The organism is Streptomyces sp. NPDC002130 (genome assembly GCF_040296465.1).
In the GTDB taxonomy this organism is placed as follows: domain Bacteria; phylum Actinomycetota; class Actinomycetes; order Streptomycetales; family Streptomycetaceae; genus Streptomyces.
The window spans coordinates 1-18554 of sequence record NZ_JBEOXI010000167.1; the positions used below are offsets into that span (position 1 = coordinate 1).

17 protein-coding genes and 2 pseudogenes are annotated in these 18554 nt (G+C 69.8%); 9 read left to right on the top strand and 10 right to left on the bottom strand.

Annotation, left to right across the window (positions count from 1 at the left end; genetic code table 11):
- Both ABT116_RS27580 and ABT116_RS27585 read right to left on the bottom strand, forming a co-directional pair.
- Positions 1-239, bottom strand: a pseudogene (locus tag ABT116_RS27580) (hypothetical protein); the annotation flags it as partial.
- Positions 240-642: 403 nt separating this feature from the next.
- Complete coding sequence (locus tag ABT116_RS27585; protein ID WP_502983953.1) at positions 643-912, bottom strand: hypothetical protein; 270 nt, start codon at positions 910-912, stop codon at positions 643-645.
- 186 nt (positions 913-1098) lie between these two features.
- Here ABT116_RS27585 and rph point away from each other — a divergent pair, with 186 nt between their 5' ends.
- Positions 1099-3711 carry a rifamycin-inactivating phosphotransferase gene (gene rph, locus ABT116_RS27590; protein WP_351639210.1) on the top strand — a complete coding sequence of 871 codons (2613 nt, stop codon included), beginning with the start codon at positions 1099-1101 and terminating at the stop codon, positions 3709-3711.
- A gap of 76 nt (positions 3712-3787) precedes the next feature.
- Here rph and ABT116_RS27595 read toward each other — a convergent pair whose 3' ends face one another.
- A complete protein-coding gene (locus ABT116_RS27595) occupies positions 3788-4750 on the bottom strand; it encodes a GlxA family transcriptional regulator (protein ID WP_351639213.1) in 963 nt (320 codons plus the stop codon).
- 92 nt (positions 4751-4842) lie between these two features.
- On the opposite strand from ABT116_RS27595, the gene ABT116_RS27600 reads away from it, so the two are divergent.
- Positions 4843-6153, top strand: a complete 1311-nt coding sequence (locus ABT116_RS27600; RefSeq protein ID WP_351639216.1) for an MFS transporter — start codon at positions 4843-4845, stop codon at positions 6151-6153.
- Between the two features lie 115 nt (positions 6154-6268).
- On the opposite strand, the gene ABT116_RS27605 is transcribed toward ABT116_RS27600, so the two are convergent.
- Positions 6269-6802 carry a hypothetical protein gene (locus ABT116_RS27605; protein WP_351639220.1) on the bottom strand — a complete coding sequence of 178 codons (534 nt, stop codon included), beginning with the start codon at positions 6800-6802 and terminating at the stop codon, positions 6269-6271.
- Between the two features lie 101 nt (positions 6803-6903).
- On the opposite strand from ABT116_RS27605, the gene ABT116_RS27610 reads away from it, so the two are divergent.
- Positions 6904-7767: an LLM class flavin-dependent oxidoreductase gene (locus ABT116_RS27610; protein ID WP_351639222.1), complete on the top strand. Its 864-nt coding sequence runs from the start codon at positions 6904-6906 to the stop codon at positions 7765-7767.
- A 113-nt stretch (positions 7768-7880) separates the two neighbouring features.
- On the opposite strand, the gene ABT116_RS27615 is transcribed toward ABT116_RS27610, so the two are convergent.
- Entirely contained in the window at positions 7881-8492 is a 612-nt protein-coding gene (locus tag ABT116_RS27615; protein ID WP_351639225.1) for a TetR/AcrR family transcriptional regulator, read from the bottom strand.
- Positions 8493-8762: 270 nt separating this feature from the next.
- Here ABT116_RS27615 and ABT116_RS27620 point away from each other — a divergent pair, with 270 nt between their 5' ends.
- From ABT116_RS27620 to tpg, 3 genes are all read left to right on the top strand, one after another.
- Positions 8763-9434 carry a pyridoxamine 5'-phosphate oxidase family protein gene (locus ABT116_RS27620; RefSeq protein WP_351639228.1) on the top strand — a complete coding sequence of 224 codons (672 nt, stop codon included), beginning with the start codon at positions 8763-8765 and terminating at the stop codon, positions 9432-9434.
- A gap of 110 nt (positions 9435-9544) precedes the next feature.
- A complete protein-coding gene (gene tap / locus ABT116_RS27625; protein WP_351639230.1) occupies positions 9545-11689 on the top strand; it encodes a telomere-associated protein Tap in 2145 nt (714 codons plus the stop codon).
- Positions 11690-11716: 27 nt separating this feature from the next.
- Positions 11717-12274, top strand: coding sequence for a telomere-protecting terminal protein Tpg (gene tpg, locus ABT116_RS27630; protein ID WP_351639233.1), 558 nt, complete (start codon positions 11717-11719; stop codon positions 12272-12274).
- Here tpg and ABT116_RS27635 read toward each other — a convergent pair.
- A complete protein-coding gene (locus ABT116_RS27635; protein WP_351639235.1) occupies positions 12268-12891 on the bottom strand; it encodes a dihydrofolate reductase family protein in 624 nt (207 codons plus the stop codon). The two genes, tpg and ABT116_RS27635, sit on opposite strands and share 7 nt — an antisense overlap.
- 69 nt (positions 12892-12960) lie before the next feature.
- On the opposite strand from ABT116_RS27635, the gene ABT116_RS27640 reads away from it, so the two are divergent.
- Positions 12961-13539, top strand: coding sequence for a TetR/AcrR family transcriptional regulator (locus ABT116_RS27640; RefSeq protein WP_351639237.1), 579 nt, complete (start codon positions 12961-12963; stop codon positions 13537-13539).
- Between the two features lie 88 nt (positions 13540-13627).
- Here ABT116_RS27640 and ABT116_RS27645 read toward each other — a convergent pair whose 3' ends face one another.
- The 4 genes from ABT116_RS27645 to ABT116_RS27660 all read right to left on the bottom strand — a co-directional run bounded on the left by ABT116_RS27645 (position 13628) and on the right by ABT116_RS27660 (position 17292).
- Positions 13628-14104: an ATP-binding protein gene (locus ABT116_RS27645; RefSeq protein WP_351639240.1), complete on the bottom strand. Its 477-nt coding sequence runs from the start codon at positions 14102-14104 to the stop codon at positions 13628-13630.
- Positions 14105-14214: 110 nt separating this feature from the next.
- On the bottom strand, positions 14215-14706 hold the full coding sequence (locus ABT116_RS27650) for a DUF2975 domain-containing protein (protein ID WP_351639243.1): 492 nt from the start codon (positions 14704-14706) through the stop codon (positions 14215-14217).
- A gap of 100 nt (positions 14707-14806) precedes the next feature.
- Complete coding sequence (locus ABT116_RS27655; RefSeq protein WP_351639246.1) at positions 14807-16618, bottom strand: S8 family serine peptidase; 1812 nt, start codon at positions 16616-16618, stop codon at positions 14807-14809.
- A gap of 221 nt (positions 16619-16839) precedes the next feature.
- Positions 16840-17292, bottom strand: a complete 453-nt coding sequence (locus ABT116_RS27660) for a hypothetical protein (protein ID WP_351639249.1) — start codon at positions 17290-17292, stop codon at positions 16840-16842.
- A 492-nt stretch (positions 17293-17784) separates the two neighbouring features.
- Here ABT116_RS27660 and ABT116_RS27665 point away from each other — a divergent pair.
- Together ABT116_RS27665 and ABT116_RS27670 are read left to right on the top strand one after the other, a co-directional pair.
- A pseudogene (locus tag ABT116_RS27665) lies at positions 17785-17976 on the top strand (nuclear transport factor 2 family protein); the annotation flags it as partial.
- 377 nt (positions 17977-18353) lie between these two features.
- On the top strand, positions 18354-18554 hold a 201-nt coding region (locus ABT116_RS27670), incomplete at its 3' end, for a hypothetical protein (protein ID WP_351639252.1).

The following is an 18554-nucleotide window of genomic DNA, read 5'->3' on the forward strand; positions in this document are numbered from 1 at the left end:
GTCAGGGCCAGGCGCGTCGCCGGGGGGATGTCCGGCCGCTCACGGAAGTAGGCGTTCGCGACTTCGACGACGGAGGCGTTGCTCACGCCCAGAGCCCGGCCGTCCTGGTCGTCATCGCCTACGACGACGAGGGCGACGGGGTCCGTTTCGACGGCCCGTTCCGGCGGCATCTGGCGCGAGTACGGCGCGGTAGGGCCCGGGACGCGCACCGAGTACAAGACCATCACCGTCTGACGCACTCACGGGAGGAGCATCACCCCCTGGACCGGTGACGCCTGCGAGGGCATGCCGTTGTTTCGTCCGAGGCGACAGTGTGATGGCGAAGGGGAGACCGGTCATGGGCAGGGAACCGACGCGGGACAGCGCCGCAGTGGCACGGCAGTCGCGGTACGGCACGCTTCCCGAGCGCATCCGCTTCGCCGACATGGCCGAAGAGGTGGAGCACACGCAGCTCGTGCCTCGCGCTCGACTTGGGCCTGTAGGTCAGGGCTCACTCCATCAAGGGCTGCCGGGAGTTGCCGCGGGATGCGCCGCTCATCAAGACCCGGTGGACAGGCTGAGACCCGGGCGGCTTCAGCGCCGCCCGGGGTGCCGTGACGGGCCGCTGCATCACCTGACCACTGCGCAGGAAGCGTCACCGCTTCAGGCGGTGCCGAACCAGCAGAGCGCGATCGTCACCCCGGCTTCAGCGCCCAGTCCTCGCCCCTCACTCATGATCCGGTTCCAGGCACAGCTGGCGACCACGATCGCCCCCGGACCGTCGGTGCCCAGCGCCTCCCCCAGCTCGTCGCACAGCCGAGGGGAGAGGTGGTCGGTGGGTTCGTCGAGCAGCAGCAGGTGGGGGGCGGGCCACCCGTAGGGCCAGGGCCAGGGCCAGATGCCGGCGCCGGTGCAGCGGGGCCCGAAAAGCACGAAGGCAAGGAGATCTCTCCTTGCCTCTCCCAAGTTATAGCGCACCGGGGGGCTTGCGGCAAGGCCCGGTTCCTGTCGCAGAATCGTCGACCGAAGTCACTACCTGCGGAAACGGGGACACGAGGTGCGTGTGTCGGAGATTGGGACGTGCTCGACCATGGGTTCGGCGGAGCGGGGGGTATCGCGATGACCGAGCGGTACGTGCTGGATCTCCATGATGTCGACGAGACGCACCTCGCGGTCGTCGGCGGCAAGGGTGCCCACCTGGGCGCGCTCGCACGGATCGAGGGCATCAGTGTGCCGGGCGGCTTCTGCGTGACGACGGACGCCTTCCGGCAGATCATGGCGCAATCGCCGTCGATCGAGGGGTTGCTGGATCGGCTGTCCCGCTCGAACCCGGACGACCGGGAGGCGATCGGCACGCTCGGCGCGCAGATCCGCAAGACCATCGAGGAGATTGCCATCCCGGACGATCTCGCGGCAGAGATCACCCGGGCCGTCGCCCGACTCGGTGAGCAAGCCGCCTGCGCTGTCCGATCCAGCGCCACGGCGGAGGACCTGCCGACGGCCTCCTTCGCCGGCCAGCAGGACACGTACCTCAACGTCGTGGGACCGACGGCCGTCCTCCGGCATGTCAGCCGGTGCTGGGCCTCGCTCTTCACCGAGCGGGCCGTGACGTACCGCCAGCGGAACGACATCGACCACCGCATGGTCGACATGGCCGTGGTCGTGCAACGGATGGTCTTCCCGCATGCGTCCGGCATCCTGTTCACGGCCGACCCCGTCACGGGCAACCGGAAGGTCGCCACCGTGGATGCGGGTTTCGGCCTCGGCGAGGCGCTGGTCTCCGGCCTGGTGAACCCGGACGTCTACAAGGTGCGCCACGGCGAGGTCGTCGAGAGGACGATCGCCGCCAAACAACGTGCCGTTCACGCCCTGCCGGACGGCGGCACGCAGCAGGTGACGGTCGACGCGCGGCAACAGCGGCAGCCGGCGCTGACGGATGCGCAGGTCGTGCAGCTCGTGCAGCTCGGGCGGCGCATCGAAGAGCACTTCGGCCGCCCCCAGGACATCGAATGGTGCCTTGTCGATGACGGCTTCCGGATGGTTCAGAGCCGGCCGATCACCACGCTCTTCCCCATCCCCGAGACCGACGACCAGGACCACCACGTCTACGTCTCCGTCGGCCATCAGCAGATGATGACCGACCCCATGAAGCCCCTGGGGCTCTCCGTGTGGAAGCTGACGGCCATGGCCCGGATGACCGACGCCGGCGGCAGGCTGTTCGTCGACGCCACCCGGGCCCTGTCCTCGCCCGCGAGCCGCGCCGGCCTCCTGGACCTCGTGGGGAGGGGCGATCCCCTGACCAGGGACGCGCTGGAAACCGTCCTCGACCGCGCCGACTTCGTCCCTTCGCTCCCGGACCCTGACCCGAACCCGGCCCCCGGCGGACCGCGGGCCGGTGGCGGCGCACCCACCCCGATCGAGACCGATCCGGCCGTCGTCGCCGGGCTGATCGAACGCAGCCAGGCGTCGATCGCCGCCCTGCGGCGCGACATCCGAACGAAGACCGGGCCGGCTCTCTTCGACTTCCTCTGGGAGGCCTTCGAGGAGCACAAGCGAGTGCTCAGCGATCCGCTGAGTCTCCAGGCGATCATGGCGGGGATGGAGGCCACCTGGTGGCTCAACGACAAGCTGCAGGAATGGCTGGGGGAGAAGAACGCGGCTGACACCCTGACGTTGTCCGCCCCCGACAACGTCACGTCAGAGATGGGACTGGCGCTGCTCGACGTCGCGGACGCGATCCGCCCCCATGCGCAGGTGGTGGCGTTCCTGCAGAACGCCGGCGACGACAGCTTCCTGGACGAGTTGCCGAAGCTGGCGGGCGGCACCGAAGCGCGCGACGCCCTCGAGGCCTACCTCGACCGGTACGGCATGCGCTGTGCCGGAGAGATCGACATCACGAGGCCCCGTTGGCGCGAGCGGCCCGGCACGCTCGTGCCGGCGATCCTCGACAACGTCAGGAACTTCGAACCGGGCGCCGCCCAGCGGCGTTTCGAGCAGGGCCGGCAGGAGGCGTGGAAGAAGGAACAGGACGTCCTGTCACGCCTGCGGGCCCTCCCCGACGGGGAGGCCAAAGCCGACGAGACCAAGCGGATGATCGACCGGGTCCGCACCTTCATCGGATACCGCGAGTACCCGAAGTACGACATCGTCAGCCGCTACTTCGTCTACAAGCAGGCCCTGCTGGAGGAAGCCGACCGTCTCCTGCGGGCCGAGGTGCTCGCCGACAAGGAGGACATCTTCTACCTCACGTTCGAGGAACTCCACGATGTCGTCCGCTCGAAGCAGGTGGACGACCAGCTCGTCCGGCAGCGCAAGGAGGCGTTCGGGACGTACCGCGCGCTCACACCGCCCCGGGTCCTCACCTCGGAAGGCGAGGCCGTCAACGGGGCGTACCGGCGCGACGACGTGCCGGCCGGTGCCCTGATCGGCCTGCCGGTTTCCGGAGGGACCATCGAGGGACGGGCCCGCGTCATTCTCGACATGGCGCAAGCCGATCTCGAGGCGGGCGACATCCTGGTCACGGCCTTCACGGACCCCAGTTGGTCGCCCCTCTTCGTCGGGATCGCGGGCCTGGTGACGGAGGTGGGCGGTCTGATGACCCATGGTGCGGTGATCGCACGCGAGTACGGCTTGCCGGCTGTCGTGGGCGTGGACCGGGCCACCCGACTGATCCGGGACGGGCAGCGTATCCGGGTACACGGAAGCGACGGCTACGTCGAGATCTTGTCCTGACAGCTCCACCGAACAGCCGGAGCCGCCGCCGGGTGGCTACCGGCCGGGTGTTGCCTTGAGGACGCGCAGTGTGCCCTCACCCCCCTCCACGGAAGGTGTTGCGGTACGCGCGCGGTGACACGCCCAGCGCTTCGCGGAAGTGCTGGCGCATAGCGGTGCCCGTGCCGAAGCCGGCCTCGGCCGCGATGCGGTCCACGGGCTCGTCCGTACGTTCCAGCAGCCTACGGGCGTACTGCAGGCGCTGCTGACCGAGCCACTGCATCGGAGGCATCCCCGTCTCCTTACGGAACCTGCGCGACAGCGTGCGTACGCTCGTCGCCGCCCGTCCCGCCAGATCCTCCAGGGCGAGGGGCTCACCGAGGTGCTCCAGAGCCCAGGCGCGGACCGCGGCGAGGGAGCTGTCGTCGGATTCCGGTACGGGACGGTCGATGTACTGGGCCTGGCCGCCTTCGCGGTGCGGAGGGACCACCGTGCCGCGGGCGACGGTGTTGGCGATGTCGGCGCCGTGGTCGCTGCGGATCATGTGCAGGCACAGATCGATCCCGGCAGCGACCCCCGCGGAGGTCAGAACGCGGCGGTCGTCGGTGTACAGCACATCGGGGTCCACCTCGATCTCCGGGTACAGCGCCGCGAGTTCCGGGCAGGACTTCCAGTGCGTCGTCGCCCGGCGACCCGCGAGAAAACCGGCCGCCGCGAGCACGAACGACCCGGTGCAGATGGACGCCAGACGCGCCGTTTCCGGCACTTCCTCAAGGGCGGCTCGTACCGGCGGGCTCAGCTGACCCCGCCGCTGGGGACGGTAATCCTCGACGGCGGCGGGCACGATGACCGTGTCCGCTCGGCGCAATGCCCGCGGTCCCAGCGGCACGTTGACGGTGAAGTCGGCCTCCGTGGACATCTCACCGGGCTCCGCCGCGCAGGTCACCACCGAATACAGCGGCCGACCGGTGGCATCCACCGCAGTGCCGAACAGCCGGTGCACGATCCCGAGTTCCATGGGCAGCAACCCGGAACGAACCAGGACAACGACTGTGTGCACCCCTTCACCACTGACCATCATGACCAGATTCTTTCACTACGTGTCCAAACGGCCAGTGGTTTCGGTCGTCCGTCGCACTCAACGATGAAGACATGTATGAAACAACCGGCCATCACACCGAGGATTCCGGGCGCCGCGCCTGGTGGGTAGCCGCCGTCGCCGGGGCGGTGATCATCGTCGCCGGCGCCTTCTCCACCATGCCGGGCCTTCTGCAGGACCCCCTGCGCCAGGAGTTCCACTGGTCCCGGGCTTCCATCGGCCTGGCCGCTTCGGTCAACATGGTCCTGTACGGACTCACGGCTCCCTACGCCGCCGCCCTGATGGACCGGTTCGGCATCCGCCGAGTTGTCCTCGCCGCGCTCGGGACCGTGGCCGCGGGTGCCATGCTCACCACCGCGATGAACGCCGCCTGGCAGTTCACTCTCTTCTGGGGCCTTCTCGTCGGCCTGGGCACCGGGTCACTGGCGATGACCCTCGGCACCACCGTCACCAACCGCTGGTTCACCACCCGTCGCGGCCTCGTGACGGGCGTCCTCTCCTCCGGCAGCGTCCTCGGCCAGATGGTCTTCCTGCCCGCCCTGTCATGGACCATCGATCGCTACGACTGGCGGCCCGCCCTCGTCACCCTCGCCCTCGCCGCCGTGGCGATCAGCCCACTGGTCTGCCTCGTACTGCGCGACCACCCCGCCGACCTGGGGCGGCGCCCCTACGGCAGTAACACCTTCATCCCGCGGCCCGAGCCTGTCCCCGGCGCCGCCCGCCGCACCCTGACCGTGCTGAGCCGCGCCGCCCGGACCGTCCCTTTCTGGCTGCTCGCCGGCACATTCGCCATCTGCGGCGCATCCACCAACGGCATCATGTGGACCCACTTCACCCCGGCCGCCCACGATCACGGCATGCCTGTCACGACAGCATCGACCCTGCTGGCACTCATCGGCATCTTCAACGTGGTCGGCACGATCGCCTCCGGATGGCTCACCGACCGCATGGACGCCCGTCGGCTCCTCGCCGTCTACTTCCTCCTGCGGGGCCTGCTCATGGTCAGCCTGCCGCTGACGCTGACCGCCACGGTCAGCGCGCCCATGCTGGTCTTCGTGGTCGCCTTCGGCCTGCTCGATCTGGCGACCGTGCCACCGGTCATCGCCCTGTGCCGGACCTTCCACGGAGAGGACAGTGCCATCGTCTTCGGCTGGACCAACGCAGCACACCAGGTCGGCGCCGCGTCGGCCTCCTTCCTCGGAGGCGTCGCCCGCGACACGTTCGGCAGCTACAACCCCGTCTGGCTCGCCCTGGGTGCGGCCTGCGCAGCCGCGGCCCTGTTGTCGCTGGCCATTCGTCACCACCCCACGTCCTCTGCGGGCGTCGGCCAGCGGGCATACGCCACATCGGCCACGCGGCGATGACGGCGGCAGCGAGAACAGGCGGCACGGGCCCAGCCAGGCCCTCACAACCCACCCACCCCGTAGGCTGGAAGAAGCCACCGGGTCGGGTGGCCTCGACCCACCGGCTGAGTGTCGACTACCCGACCAGCTCTTCTGCCGCTTGGCGGTACTGCTTCGACCGAACTTCGGCCAGTCTCCACAGAGCGGGCAGACCGTCCCTCAGGAGACGGTCTTCCGCCTCCTGCCGGCAGGCCAGTTCGAAGCGGGCGAGGCTGTCGAAGGAGTCGATACCGATGGCGGACGGCCAAGCAGCCGCCGCCTTGGATGCGAAGTCCAGCGTCAGCGCTGCCACGATGTTCTGCTGCCTCGGCCTGGTCATCACCAGCGTGCCGAAGACCAGAAACGTCCAGTCCTTGACGAAGGCATGGCCCACGAGCTGCGCCGGGTACCTGGCATCCATGGACCAGCTCTCGGCAAACGCAGAGCCCACGAGGTCGTCGTCGAGCTCTCGGCCGTCAAGGAACGCCGCGATGCTCCGGACTCCGGCCATGATCACGCTGTAACGGTCGAACAGATCAGATCGCTCGGTCAGCACCTGCACGGCACCGCCCAGCCGGATGGTCGCGGCACAACACAATGCTTCTCCAACGGCGTCAAACGTCTCGTCCACGATCCCCCGTTTCCTGGCTCAGTGACTTGCGCATCCTCATCCAAGACCATTGGCCGGGAAAACCGATGGACCCTCCACCGCCGGCCGCACATCCTGCTGGGATGCGCTTCTCCGTCAACATCCCCAACTTCGGCGACTTCGCGGACCCGCGTAACGTCGCGACCGTCGCGGCCGCCGCCGAGCAGGCCGGCTGGGACGGGCTGTTCGTCTGGGACCACGTGCTGCATCGACACCATCAGGGGCGCCCGTTCGCCGACCCTTGGATGCTGTTGACCGCAGCCGCCCTGGCGACCTCACGAATCCGGCTCGGCACCCTGCTGACGCCCGTCCCTCGCTGTCGTCCGCAGCAACTCGCCCGGCAGGTGGCCACGTTGGACCAGCTCAGCGGCGGCCGGGTGACCTTCGCCGCAGGACTGGGCGGCCCGATCGAAGACGAATACCGCAGCTTCGGCGACACCGCAGAGCCGAACGTGCTGGGCGAGCGACTGGACGAGGGACTGGAGCTGTTGAGGCGCTTCTGGACCGGCGAGCCGGTGAGCCACCGAGGCCGGCACTACGAGGTCCGGGACGTGACGCTGCTGCCCGCCACGGTGCAGCAGCCCGGTCCGCCGGTGTGGATCGGCGGATTCTGGCCGCGGCGCCCGCCCATGCGGCGAGCAGCCCGGTGGGATGGCGCCGTACCGCTCTTCGAGACGGCCCGGCATGGTCACGTACCCGACGTGGCCGAAGTCCGGTCACTGGTCGGCTACATACGCGAGCGCCGGCCTGCCGGCGATGCGCGCCCCTTCGAGTTCGTACTCGGCGGGGCCACGCCCCCGGAGGCGGCCAAGGCCAGGGACGTGATCGCTCCACTGCGCGATGCCGGCGCCACCTGGTGGGACGAGCGGCAGATCCAGACCGGCCCGGACCTGGATCGGCTGCCGCCCGTGCTGCGCCGCATCGAGGCCGGCCCGCCGACGCTCTAGGTCGCACCAGGGCGAGAACGCTCGGCTCCCCCACTGCTGTGCGGCCGGACGCATGACCAGTTGCGGGGGCCAGGACCGCCAGGGCCCTGACTCCCAAGGGCCATCTCCGCCGCTCACTCGGCGCCGCCCGAGAGCGCCCCGTGCAGGAACACCTCCACCAGCTCCTGCGGGGTCAGGTCGGGCTCGTCCTCGGTACGCGGCTGGGTGAAGAGCAGCCCGAAGAAGAGGGCCGCGATCTGCTCCGGCGGCCGGCGCAGGGCGGCCCTGTCGGGCTCAAGAAGCTCCACGAGGGCCGCGCGGATACGGGTCGTCGACTCGGCGCGTCCCGCGCCGCGCACCGTGCCGGGGTGCTTGCCGCCGCGATGCCCCAGTGAGCCCATGACCGCGCCCATCCTGGCCATGTGCGCCTGCAGCGCGTCGGCCGCCTCCGCGAGTCGCTCGGGCAGCGGCTGGGAGGCATCGATCGCGTCGAGCTCGCGGACCGCGTGCTCGGGGGAGAGCGCCTCGGCCATGCAGGCCTGCAGCAGCTCGTCCTTGTCGGCGAAGACGCGGAAGATCGTTCCCTCGCCGATGCCCGCGGCGCGGGCGATCTTCGCGGTCGTCACCGCGGCGCCGTACTCGGCGATCAGCGGGATGGCGGTCTGGATGATCATTTCGCGGCGCCGCTCCGGCGACATGCTCGGGGCGCGGCGGCGGGCGGTCTCGTTCTCCTTGGCTGCTGTCATGACCGCAAGACTACGGAGTGAGTACTCACTCCGTCAATGAGTGAGTACTCACTCCGATTGCTCTCCCAGCAGATCAGCGGAGTCGAGGCCGGCGACTTGAGCGCGCGAACACCGGGTGCCCGCCGGAGCATGCAAGCGCCTGCTCTACCCTCATGTGCGTGGCCGGTCAGCGCTATTCGGCCTCCGAGGGGATCGGCAGAGTCACCTGCGCCGACGGACCACCGGTGCAGGGCTCGGACACAGGCGTTGGTTCGCCTGTCAGGAGGACCGTTGCACCAGGATCAGCGGGCGGACCGGCCCGGAAGCCACGGAGAGCACCAGATCCAGAGCGAGTTGGGTACCACCAGCCGCGCTGATCGCTTCTACGACGAACAGGTACTGGACCGGCTCAACTCCAGGATGAGGGAGTTCGTGGCCCGCCAGGAGATGTTCTTTCTCGCCACTGCGGACGGCCAGGGCCAGTGCGACAGCACGTTCCGCGCCGGGCCGCCCGGCTTTCTCCACGTTCTCGATGACACGACCCTCGCCTACCCGGAGTACCGGGGGAACGGCGTCATGGCCTCGCTCGGCAACATCCGGGAGAACCCGCACATCGGCCTCCTGATGATCGACTTCTCAGAGGACCGCATCGGCTTGCACGTCAACGGCCGCGCTCGTCTGGTCCCCGATGAGGCGATGCGCCGGGGCCATCCCGACCTGCCCGTCGATCCACTGCCCGGCCGCCGCCCCCAGATGTGGGTCGAAGTCGAGGTCGAAGAGGCTTACATCCACTGCTCGAAGCACATACCCAGGCTGGTCAGAGCACCGCTGCGGCCGCATGCCGCACAGGACGGCACCACCGCCGCCGCCGGGGAACAGGCCTGGGGCACGGACGACATCAAGCGCAAAGGCGGCGACTACTTCAAGGCGGCAGAGGCACGACGCAACCAGGCCGTGCGGTGATCCACACACCGGCGGGCACCGACACGCGTGCCGTCCGACAGGGGTAAAGGAACGGGATAAATTCTAGGCTAAGGTCCGCAAGGACCGGGGAAGCGCGAGAGGAGATCGACATGGCCTCCGAAGAAGAGCTGTTTGCGTCCGTCGACGCGCTGCTGGAGGAGGAACCGCAGCTTCCCCCTCCGGCGGAGCGGGCCAGGCTGCGGGAGGCCGCCGGCATCACCCAAGCGCGCCTCGCGCTCGCGCTGAAGACCTCCACACAGACGGTGAAGAACTACGAGAACGGCAGGTCGGAGCCGAAGTCGCCGCGCCTGGAGGCCTACCAGCGGCTACTGAAGGGCTGGGCGGCGAGGTATCCCGCCCACGTCGCCCCCGTCCCGGCCCCCGCACCAGCTCCTCCGGCTCCCGCACCAGCTCCGCGGGCCCCCGCCGACGCGCCCCGGCCGGAGCTCCTTTCGCAGACGCGCACTCCTGCGGCCGAGACCTCGACGCCCCGCACCGCGCCGGCGCCGACCGCGCCCGAACGCCCCGGCCGTCACCCGGCGGCGTCCTCGCGGCGACCTGTCACGAAGAAGGTCGCGACGCCCGCCGCCGATCCCCGGTACCCACACGGGCCGCTGGTCGTGCTCGACGGCGACGGCTCGGCGTACGGTGCCGACGGCATCGTCCTCGACTGCCCCGCCACCTCCGTGCCGCAGCTGGTGGAGTGGACACTGCGCGAGTCCGGCCTCGGCGCGCCGCGCCTGCACCGCAACGGCAAGGATTCCGACCCGTTGGTGGTGCTCACCCCGGCGGCGGCTGTGAGGCTCGGATTGCCCGAGCGACTGGAGGGTCACGAACAGCGCCGTTCGCTGCGCCTGCCCCAGGACCATCCGGTCGTCGTGCAGGTGATGAAGGCGGGGTGGCAGCTGACGCAGCGTGGGTTCGGCCCGTGGGCCCGGATCTACCGCAAGGCCGAGGAAGGTCGGCGGCAGTGCGTGCAGTTGGCGGTTCTGTCATGGGACGCCTTGGACGAGCGGTCCTGGCCGGGCGTGACGGATTCGGAGCCTGCCGATGTCGCCCGGGCGCTCGGCGTCTACGCGCGCCGCGTCCTCACCCCACGTGGCAGTACCGCCGTCTCGGGCCTGGAGTTGATGACGGCGCTGCGGCCGCCCACCCGCGCGGTCCGCGACGAGACCACGGGCAACTGGGTGCCCGGCCACAACCCCGGTTCGCTCGGGACACAGCCGGTGGACCCGGCGCCGCCCGAGGCCACCCCGGAGCATCCCGTGGTCGTCGACTCCGGCTGGAGCGGGGGGTTCCTCGACGAGGAGGCCTACCAGTGGGTGCGCGAGGTGGACCTGCTGAGCGACGAGGAGTGCCATCTGCCCTACGCGGTCGGTCTGGACCTCAACACCGCGTTCCTCGCCGCCGCCGCCCGGCTCACGGTCGGACTGTCGGGGCCGGAGCACTTCGTCGGCCCGCAGTTCAATCCGAAGATCCCCGGCTCCTGGCTGGTCGACCTGAGCCGCGTGGAGCTGGACCCACGCCTGCCCAGCCCCTTCACGCCGAGCGGTGAACGACCGTCCGGCCCCGCCTGGTACCAGACCCACACGGTCGCCTATGCCCAGGAACTGGGCTACAACGTGCAGCCGCTGGAGGCCTACCTGCGCCGTGCGACGGGTGCGTACCTGGACCCGTGGCACGACCGGCTCAAGAGCGCCTACGTCGACACCCTGGCCGACCTCGGCGTCACCCGGGACCTGGACGACCGGCAGTTCCTCGCGGCGATGGAGCGGCACAAGGACACCGACCCAACCCTGGCCGCCGTCCTCGCCGCGATCAAGGCCACCGTCAAGGGCGGCATCGGCAAGCTCCGTGAGCGCCCCCAGGGACGCCACTACAAGCCGGGGGACCGGTGGCCGGCCCTGGAGCGGCCCACCTGGCGACCCGACATCCGCGCCGCCGTCATCTCCAAAGCCCGGGTCAACATGCACCGCAAGCTGCTGAACATGGCCAAGCTGACGGGCCGGTACCCGCTCGCGGTGCTCTCGGACTGCGTCGTCTACCCCAGCCCGGGCCCTTCGCCGCTGGACTTCCTCCCCTACGCGGCCTCCGGCAAGTCCCAGCCCGGCGGCTTCCGCCTCGGTCCCGCCCCGGGCCTGGCGAAGCCGGAGGGCGTCCAGGAGATGCTCTGGGCGGTCGACTTGATGGAGAAGGGCCTGAACCCCGCCCGCCACGTCAAGGGCGGCGACGCCGTCCTGGACGACGGCGAGTAGGGCTGACCTGCGAGAGGAACGGACGCCGTGGGAGAAATCGACGACGCCATCGAGCGCGCCGACCAGGAGGCCTTCACCCGCACTCCGCCCAAGACACTCAGGGGCCGGATCAACTTCCTGCTGAAGCAGCTGAAGACGACCCGGGCCGTGGCGGAGGAGCTCGGGGTGACCAGGCGGTCGGTGGAGCGCTACCGCACGGGTGAGCGCAAGAACCCGCCGCAGGAGATCCAGCGGAGGATCGATGCCGCGGTCCGGTCCCGGTGGCAGCCTCAGGTCCGCAGACGCCGGCGCAAGGAGGCCGCCTCCACAGGCGGGATCACGGTGGAGACCAGAGCCCGCTTCGGCTACACGGCACCGATCGGCACGACCGACGACGGCCGCTTCCGCCGACTCACGGTGCACCTCCCCCCGGCGTACGCGCAGCGGCTGTTCGACGCCCGCGAAGCAGGCGCCGGCGACCGGCAACTGCGGCAGATCATCGCCGACGGGTTCAAGGAAACCTATTTCCAGGACGGCGGAGCCCGGGCACTGGGACTCTCGGACGTCGCCCTCAACGACATCGACTACATCGACCTCGACTACTGAGGCCGATCGACCGGTGGCCCGGACCAGCGGCGGGTGAGGCGGGTGAGGATGGCCCCGCCGGGGAAGGCGGTGCGCTCGGCGACCTCGAGGACGGTGGGGTCGAAGGCGCCGTCGACCACCGGGATTCCGCTCCCCGCGATGACCGGATAGGTCTTGATCAGCAGCTCGTCGATCTCGGGCAACAGGGTCCCCGCGAGTCGGCCGCCTCCGCAGAGCCAGATGTCCTGGCCGGCGTCGGCCTCGCCCTTGAGCTCGCGGACGAGGCCGAGCGGGTCGCTCGCCACGACGGTGACGGCTGGGTCGACGTCGGGCTCGAGGGTGCTGGACACGACGTACTGGCGCAGGTGTGCGTACGGACTGGTGATCCCGTTGTCGAGGGAGAGGCGGTAGGTGCCGAGACCCATGACGACGGTGTCGAAACGCCGGTTGGGCTCGTCGGCCACGCCGGCGGCCGCGCGGTAGGCCGTCGGGACGGTTTCCGGATACAGCGCGTTCATCCAGTTCGTGTACGCGGCGGCCTGCTGTTCGTCGCCCTGCGGAAAGAAGTCGAACTCCCCGCCGGGGCCGGCGATGCGGCCGTCGAGCGAGATGCCGATGTAGTACACGAGCTTTCGCACCCTGGTCCCCCACGCGTAGTACTCTGATCGAAGTGGTTTGAACGTAGTACTACGCCTGGAGTGGTGTCAATGGTGAGAAGGAACGACCAGCGGCGTGCGGCCCTGGTGGACGCGGCGATCGAGGTGCTGGCCCGGGAAGGGGCACGCGGCCTGACGTTCCGGGCCGTGGACGCCGCGGCCTCCGTCCCGGCCGGCACGGCGTCCAACTACTTCGCCAGTCGCGACGACCTGTTCACGCAGGCCGGCGCCCGGGTGTACGAGCGGCTCCAGCCCGACGAGGCGATGGTCGCGCGACAGCAGGCGGCCGGCCGCGACCGGGAGACCTATGCCGGTCTGATGCGTGAGCTGGTCGGCCGCATCGCGTCCTTCCGCACCGGCTACCTCGCCCTGCTGGAACTTCGCCTCGAGGCCACCCGGCGCCCCGAACTGCGCAAGGTCCTCACCGAGCGGGTCCGCGCCGACGTCGACGCCAACGTCGCCCACCACGAGGCTTCGGGCCTCCCTGGCGACGCCACGGCTGTCAAGCTGCTCATGCTGACGCTGAACTGGCTGATCGTCGAGCAGCTCACCCTGCCGGACGTCTTCACGGAGGCGGAGCGTGAACAACTGGTGACGGCCGCCGTGGAGCGCATCGTGGCGGCGGAGTAGTAACGGGGGTGCTGCCCGGCCGCGATGGGCGTGGGCCGGCCGGCGTCTGCGAGTACGGTGCCTGGCCGCACCGCCTTCGGTGTCGGCCTTACAGCACCTGGTGGCCGGCCGGGGACCCGCCGGGGTCGTCGGCGAGCACGATGTCGGCGGTGATGCGCTTGCCGACCGGCTCGCGGTGGATGGCGAAGCCGACGCAGACGGCGGCCACGATCTCCAGGCCGTGCTGTCCGATCCGGCTCGGGTCGGGCGCCAGGATCGCCGGCAGCCGGGTGCTGCTGTCCCACACGCTGGTCCGCACGACCCCGTCCACGACGTCCAGGGTCAGCAGGCAGGGGCCGGGAGCGTACTTGCGGGCATTGGTGACCAGCTCGCTGACCACGAGCTGCACCATCCCCATGGCCCGGCTGGAGACCGGCAGGCCGTGCACCGCCTGTACCCGGGTCAGGAACGTCCGGGCCAGGTCGCGGGCTTCTGCGATCCCGGTGTCTCCGTCGAACGCCGCCGATACGGAAATGGCGCCGGCGGACAGCGGATCCGGGGCGTTTCCTCCCACTTCCTGATCCATGGGGGCCGCCGCGTCCTTCGAGTATTCGTCCAACACGATCCGCGCCTACCCACAAAGCGCAAGGCAATGCCACCGGCCGCCCGCACGCGAAGGCCCGACGGCGACCGGTGTCAGATCACCTCGTCCAGTTCGGCCTGCATCTGTGACGCCTCGACGTCGCGAGCGACGGCCTGCGCGAGCAGCATCCGCAGCACGAGCACGATGAGCGCGACCCCCAGGATGGCCAGACCGATGCCACCCATGATGACGGTGACGCCCGGGTCGTCCCGCTGGCCCGGCGCGTTGAGGATCGTGACCGCGAACCACACGAGGGCAGCCGCCACGATCGAGCCGATCACGACATCCACGTACCGGAAGGCGGCGGGGGAGAACACGGTTCTGCGGCGCACCATCGTCACCAGCCGCCATACGCAGACCAGGGCCGCCTGGGCCGCCGTCAGGCCCAGGATCGTGATCACGCGCAGCGCGGTCAGCGGGAGTGACCCGTCCTCCGGGTCGTTCCCGCTGACCAACGCCCACACCATCGATGCCTGGACCAGCACGGTGCCGACGAGCAACACCACGAGCACGGCGCGCAGCGCGCACACTGCCAGCTTCCCCATGTCCCATCCTTCAATCGACTTACGATGGGAACCTATCGAATTTCGATAGGCCAAGCAAGGGGTGACAGGGGGGGCGTGCGCGCCCTGGGGCCCTCTCCCTCTAGAAGGTCAGATTCCAGCTGTCGATCCGGCCGGTGTCCTGTGTCGCGATGTCGCGGACGCGCAGCTTCCATGTACCGGACGCGGTCTCGGACGAGGCGTCGACGGTGTACGTCTTCACGACGTCGTCCGCACTGTCGCCGTCGGCGAAGTCCTCCAGGGGGTGGACCGACCCGTCAGGGGCGACGAGCGACAGCACCAGGTCGCCGCGGTACGTGTGCTTGACGTCCACGCCGACCTTCAGTGCGGCCGGGGCATTGCCCGGCACGCCGGTCACGGAGATCGCGGACTCCACCGTGGCGTTGTCGGCGACCGTGACATCGGTGGCGTTCTCGAAGTACCGGCCCGGCTGCGGCACGGTGCCCCCGACGGCCTTCAGCGCATCGACCTGGCCCTCCCCGAAGAAGGCGTTCTTCGCCGTGGTGCCGGTGCAACGGCTGTCGGTCGGGCACGCGGTGTCCGTGGCCTGGCTTCCCAGCCGCGCGCGGAGATCAGCGGGGGTGGCGGCCGGGTCGGCACTCTTCAGCAGCGCGGCGACTCCGGCCACGTGCGGTGAGGCCATCGACGTGCCGTTCATGTTCCCGTACTTGCCACCGGGGAGCGTGGAGTAGACGCCGGAGGCTCCGTCGCCGCCCGGGGCCGCGACGTCGATGACGTCCCGGCCGAAGTTGGAGTAGGACGCCTTGATGTTCCCGTTGCCCATCGCCGCGACGGTCACGACGCCCGGCAGCTCTGTCGGGATGTCGATGCAGGCGTTCGTGATGGTGCGGTTGACGGGGGTGGAGTCGTTCGGGCTGGAGCTGTCGGTGCGCTTGTTCGCCAGGTCGTAGTTGGAGTTGCCCGCCGCGGCGACCTGGAGCGAGCCCTTGCCCTCCGCGTACTCCTGCGCCCGGCGCACACCTTCGATGATGGCCGCCTGGTCGGGGTCGTCGGGGCAGTTGAACATCCACGGGTCCGTGTAATAGCTGTTGTTGGTGACGTCGAAGCCGCGGTCACCGGCCCACATGAAGCCGCAGATGGTGTTCTCGGCGAAGAACATGCTCGTGCTCGGCTCGGCGATGCGCACGGAGGCGATCTTCACACCCGGCGCGACGCCGACCACTCCCTTGCCGTTCTTCGCGGCGGCGATGGTGCCCGCCACGTGCGTGCCGTGGGTGCCGACATCACGCCAGGCGCCGGCGCGGGTGTCGGCCTTGCCGTAGGCGCAGGAGACGGAGTCCGCCGTGTCGAAGTTGGGTGCGATGTCCTGGTGCCGGTCGTCCACTCCGGTGTCGAGAACACCCACCGTGACGGACGGGGATCCGGTGCTGACGGCCCAGGCCTTGTCGGCGTTGATCCTGGTCATGTCCCACCGCGCGCTCTCGGTGAGCGTGGTGGGCGACTGCGCGGGAGCACTCGGCAGGGTGGGGGAGTAGGCGTCCGCGGGGACGTCCGAGGTGCGGGTCGCCCCCACCTTCTGCACGCCCGCGACGGCGCGCATCGCGGTGGCGAAGCCGGCGGAGGAGGAGTGCGCGACCACGACACCGATCGCGTCGTAGTGCGCGAAGACCGAACCGCCATTGGCCGTAACGGCATTGCGTGCGGCCGAGGTGTCACCGGGCGCGGTGATGACGAGGTAGGAGCGGGTGCCGGCGGCCCATCCGGCCGCGGACTGGACGGGCGTGGCGGCGCGGGCCGCGGCCGGGCCCGGCGGAAGGCCGGTGTCCACGTCGGCGGCGCCGGCGGGGGTGGCGAGCGTGAGAGCCGCGCCGACAGCGGCCAGGGACAGCAGCGACCGTCTGAGACGGTGCTGGGATATGCGGGGGGTTGTCACAGCATCCTCCGAGAGCCCGGGGCAATGGGTGGCGCCGGCCGGGCCGTGGGCCGAATGGGTCGACGCAAGATTTCAGATGAGGGCATGACAAGGGAAGGGGCTGCGGCGCATCGATGGTCGTGAGCAGGCAAGTGGTTGGCTCCACTCCGGATCAATCCCGAGCGCGCCCGGTCCGGCAACCGGCGGCGTGGCCCGTCCTGTTGCGCTCGAGGACCGCGTGTTCACCTCGCCGGGCCGCGTGCTTCGAGGCGGCCGGCCGTACCGGAGCGACAGCAAAATCGGCCTGCCGCAGCTCCCGCCAGGAGAGGGGCGCTGACGAGCCCCAAGGCCAAAGCGCCTGCGGAAGCGACTGCCACCGCCGTCGAAGAACGGACGTCGGGATCGCTGAAGACCGTGAAGTCGAGGATCCAGAGCGACGGCCCCGCGGCGCCACACGTCGCCACCAGCCAGGTGGCACGAGCACGCCCCAGCAGCGTCCCCAGCAAGAAGGACGGAACAGGGCCGAGGATCAGCATGCTCAGGACGGCGGCCACGCCTGTCAGATCCAGGATGCCCACGGTGCTCGGCAGCCAGGGACTCACGGTGATCAGTGTTGCCCACGCCAGGGACGTTGCGATGAGTCCGGCGGATCTCCCCACGGTCATCGCCCTCCCGCGCGCCACCTTGTCGAGCATCCGCACCCACCCCCCCCTGAGCAGTTGAGTGCGATGCTCTCATCAAATTTGAACGCGTTCAAGTTTCGGGTGGGTCGCCTGGGACCGGTGACCGGCCGCCAATGACGGGCCCGGGGGAGTGGCACGGATCACCCCACATCCGAGCCAAGTACGGAACAACCACCGCTGGTTGCCCGTTGAACAAACCGTGGGTGCGGATGGGACAGTGTCCCCGGGCCTCACCATTCGCCCACAGGGACGATCGTTCGGCTGAAGCCCTGTGGAGCCTTTCGCCGAGAGGCGACCACCATCCGCACCCACCACCGAACCGCCCCGGCCGCGATTCCCCCGTCCGGCCGGGGCTTTGCTCTGAGCGGGCCATGCAGGGTGGGCGCAGGTGCCGTACAGCGCCGCGGGCGCACCGGTCACCAGGGTGTTGCAGAGTGCAGACCGCAGCACAACGATGTCTGATTGCCGCCGGCGAGGCCCTGCTGCGGTGCTCATGCTGGCGGCATGACGATGTCATCCACTACGGAGTCAGCAACGGTTCTCACCGGCATGTATGCAGCTGAGGCGGAGTACCTGGCGGCAGGAGGCCCTGGTGAGGCTTCGTTCGACATGGTGGAGCAGAAGTTTCTTGCCACCGGTGAGACTGCGGTCGTGCTTACGCAGGTCCGTGCTCGCGCTCGCGCGACCGGCCGTGACGATCCTGGCCCGAGTGCCATCCCTCTGCCAGCGGCGGAGCAGGTCTTAGACCCGGTCCCAGGGCCCGTAGCGCTCCGGCACATCGCGCCAGGGGACACCCGCGCGGGTCCGCCACCGTATGCCGTCTATCGCCCCGATCGCCCCTGGTGCGGTGGGCGAAGACGCGCTGGCGGATCCAGCACGACTACCGCGAGCGCAGCACGGCCCTGGGTCTGGACCAGTCCGGCTGAGGCGCCGGACCGGCACCTGCACCACCTGCGGCCGCCTCCTGCCGAGGACCAGAGCCGGAACCAAACGAAGCACTACTGTGTATTGACCTGAAGGACGCCCCCACGTCCTCATTGACGACGAGGACTCAAGAAGCGGCGTCGGGCTCTGTGGGGAAGGCCGGCCAGGAGGGCGCGGCATTCCTCAATGCCTCGTTCGCTGCCGACGCGGTCGAAGTATGCCTCCGCTTCAGCTACGACGATCCGTGCCTCGTCGTCTCGGCCGACAAGACGCCCGAGGGCGCGGTCCGGATGACCACGTACTTCTTCGGCTTCCTCTTCTACCTGGCCGCGGTCCTGCTCGGCGCGGCG